The 2963-nt window shown below is 59.1% G+C and carries 5 protein-coding genes and 1 pseudogene; all 6 read right to left on the bottom strand.

Annotated features, from left to right (window positions below; all coding sequences use genetic code 11):
* Positions 1-88: 88 nt before the first annotated feature.
* A complete protein-coding gene (locus HNR55_RS16530) occupies positions 89-841 on the bottom strand; it encodes a hypothetical protein (protein ID WP_166115943.1) in 753 nt (250 codons plus the stop codon).
* Between the two features lie 3 nt (positions 842-844).
* Positions 845-1135, bottom strand: a complete 291-nt coding sequence (locus HNR55_RS17145; protein ID WP_242005589.1) for a hypothetical protein — start codon at positions 1133-1135, stop codon at positions 845-847.
* Between the two features lie 288 nt (positions 1136-1423).
* Positions 1424-1681 (bottom strand): annotated as a pseudogene (locus HNR55_RS17340) (DUF1376 domain-containing protein); the annotation flags it as partial.
* A gap of 6 nt (positions 1682-1687) precedes the next feature.
* A complete protein-coding gene (locus HNR55_RS16540) occupies positions 1688-2365 on the bottom strand; it encodes a hypothetical protein (RefSeq protein WP_166115941.1) in 678 nt (225 codons plus the stop codon).
* The gene (locus HNR55_RS16545) at positions 2362-2721 is read right to left on the bottom strand and encodes a VRR-NUC domain-containing protein (RefSeq protein WP_166115940.1); all 360 of its coding nucleotides are present in this window, start codon (positions 2719-2721) and stop codon (positions 2362-2364) included. Before HNR55_RS16545 ends, HNR55_RS16540 begins: the two co-directional genes overlap by 4 nt.
* A gap of 2 nt (positions 2722-2723) precedes the next feature.
* The coding region (locus tag HNR55_RS16550; protein ID WP_184382795.1) for a DUF2312 domain-containing protein at positions 2724-2963 on the bottom strand (240 nt) is incomplete at its 5' end.

A 2963-nucleotide genomic window follows, 5' to 3' on the forward strand; every position in this document is an offset into this window, starting at 1 on the left:
GAGAAAGCAACTCTCTGCACTTTTCGCACATACCCCTAAAATCCTCCACAATGCGCGCACAGCGCACTCTAACGTCCAGACATAACGATTACCGAGAAATGGCTTTCTGTACACTCTCCGCCAAACCTCGCGGCTCTTTGGGCATATTGTGCCCTGCCTGCGCTTCCAGTTTGGCAATGAGCAGCACCAACCACACTCCGGCTTCGGGTTCGGCGGCGAGCTGGCGACGATACGCGGCCAACCGTTCGGAGACCCCCGGCTGGGGCTGTGACGGGCAGCGCTGGTCAGGCTGCGGCTCTGCGTGGCCCATCCGTTTGCACCAAGCGGCCATCTGGGAGGCAACAGCCCGTCGCTCCTCGGCGCTAACCGTGGCGCGGGGCTTTGCTGCCCGTTCGGCCATGGCCACCAGCCGTTGCGCTGCCATAGCGTCCCGCTTGATGCGCTCGGCATACGGCAGAAGGTGCGCGTACAGCTCGGCTGCCACGGGCCAGAACTTCCCCTTGTCGCCCTGCTGACACCACGCCTTGCGCGTTTCGGGGCACCACACGGCTGCGGGCAGGTCTCCGCAAATCTCAACCATGGCCTCGGCCTGCTGGCGGGCACGCCCTGCTTCGGGGCCATTGGCCACCAGAAGCGCCAGCTTTTTCAGCCATGCCACGATCACCTCGGGTTCGGCGGGCCGCAACGAGGTTGCGGCCACAAGCCGGGCTTCGGCTACACGCTGCGCCGTCAGGTCGCGGGGCGTGATGGCCGAGGTGCTGCGGACGGCATCAAGCAGCGCGGACAGGTCGGCACTCGGCTTGTGGGTCGGCGCAGGCTGGCGGGTTGCAATCGCGTTCATCGGCTAAATTCCCTCCATGTCGGGCACTCCGGCCCATGCTTCGGTCACCCGTTCATGCCGGGACTGCGGCTTCGTGGGCAGGGTGTTATTTGGCAGGGTAAGCCCCGTTTTCCGCCCATCCGCTTCCCGCCTGCACCAGCTCCGCCACGTTGCGGGCCAGTCCACTTTCCGCCCCCCTGCCCCAGCCTTGGCGTGCCAGAAGTCCGCGAACTGCGGGGCAACGTCCGTGGGGTTCAGCCCCAGATCGAGCGCAAAGGCCCGGTCGGCATCGGTGGGCGACCAGTCGGCAGGCAACCGGTGGCCGCGTGGGTCGGGCTTGGCGGGCGGCGTTGAGGGCGAAAGTTCGCCTGACTCTCTGGAGCGAAGCGTAAGAGAGTTATGTGATGGTGATGGTGACGCGGACGCGCATGACGCGCACGTACAATGCGGTTTGCATGCCTGTTTGTTCCCGTTTTGCATATCCAAACCGGATGCATTTGCATATGCATTTGCATCGGTTTTGCATTCATCTTTCGACCATCTTGCATTAGCCGCCGCACTGCGTTTGCTGCTTTTTTCAGATGCAATTCCAAGCTCAATGTCCATGCGCTTTTGATGCAAAAGCCCATCTTCTCCCTTGGAAAAGAAGCGTTTCAGCGTGGGCCAGATGGACTTGTCCCAAACCTTGCGGTCTGCTCTGGCGATTGCGGAAAGCTCGTCCATATCGTCAGGCAATGGGCCTTGCCGCCAATACTCCATCATGAGCAAAAAATATGCCCCATGTTGGAGGGTAGAAAGGCGCATCGTATCGGCCAAATAATCGCCGATATAAACGGGCATCCATGTCTTGATTTTGCTCATGACACCTCACCCCCCCTCAGGCGCGGGGCGATAACGGTACCAAGCATCCTCGTCCGCGCGCGCAATCGAAACTCCGTTGCGCGGACCCCATGCTTTATTGGGATTGGCGTCCTTATGCCATTCGTAATGCGCGGCATATTGACCGCCGGGAAACTTAAACGACACATCAACCCACCACGGATCAAAGCCGCTTGCCTCAGACCGGGCAGTTATATCCTGCGCCTCGGGATATAACCTCATGACCTCGGCAATGCCCCATTCTTCGAGGGCAGACTTAGTAATGGCCCTCAAGCGCCTCTCTTGGATTTCAGAGGCCGCGCAATCAGGTCCGCAGAAGATGCGTCTACCCCATTCAATAACGGTCGGGTGTGGCGCGATTGTTTCCAGAGAATACCCATCTTTTTGGATTTCCGCCGCCTCCTGCCAGTCGGGACCATCTTCACATATCATGCGCTCGCAATGGCAGCATGACCAACGCCAGCCCTCAGCCATTGTTGCGAGAATAGGAACGGGGCCGGGCGCGTATTTGTCCCAAATCTTCTTACGCTTGCAGCTTTCCACTTCATCAAAGGAGACATTCATCTCGTTTGCGCCCATGCGTCGGGCTTTGACTGCATGAGTGGAAAACTGGATGGACCAGCCCTCATCACCATCATGGACAACGAAACATTTTAAATTGCTCATGCCATCACCATCCCTTTCAGGGGCATGCCGTGTCTCTCCAGAAAGAACAGCACTTCCTCCAGCGAGCGGCAGACGGCAACGGCGTGCCCTGCCCGCTTAAGGCGCTGGTGCATGTCCTTCTGGGTCTTGCTCACAGTGCCTTTGGGTGTCTTGATCTCGATAAAGAACGAGCGCCCTTTGTGGTGTATTTCCATATCGGGAACGCCCGGCACACACCCGCGAGCCTTGCGGCGCATGCCCTCGCGCTGCCCCATCTGGCGGTTTTCTGTACTCCACGCCACGGCATCATCTGGCAGGATGAATTGCAGGGCCTTCCAGATGTGCGTGTGTAGCCGGTCCTCTTCATGCTGGGCCATGGTCACATTCCAATCGCACGGCGATATATGTCGAGGAGCGTTTCTTCTTCCTCAACATGTGCGGGATCCTGCTTGCGAAGCCGTATGATCTGGCGGAGAACTTTCACATTGAAGCCAGCAGATTTTGCCTCCGTGAAAATGTCCTTAATGTCGCCAGCCAAGCCCTTGCGCTCTTCTTCCAGCCTTTCGACTCTTTCGACTATTGAGCGCAGGCGGTCGGCTGCTATGCCGCCTACTGCGGG

This window comes from Acetobacter lovaniensis, from assembly GCF_014207635.1.
Taxonomy (GTDB): Bacteria; Pseudomonadota; Alphaproteobacteria; order Acetobacterales; family Acetobacteraceae; genus Acetobacter; species Acetobacter lovaniensis.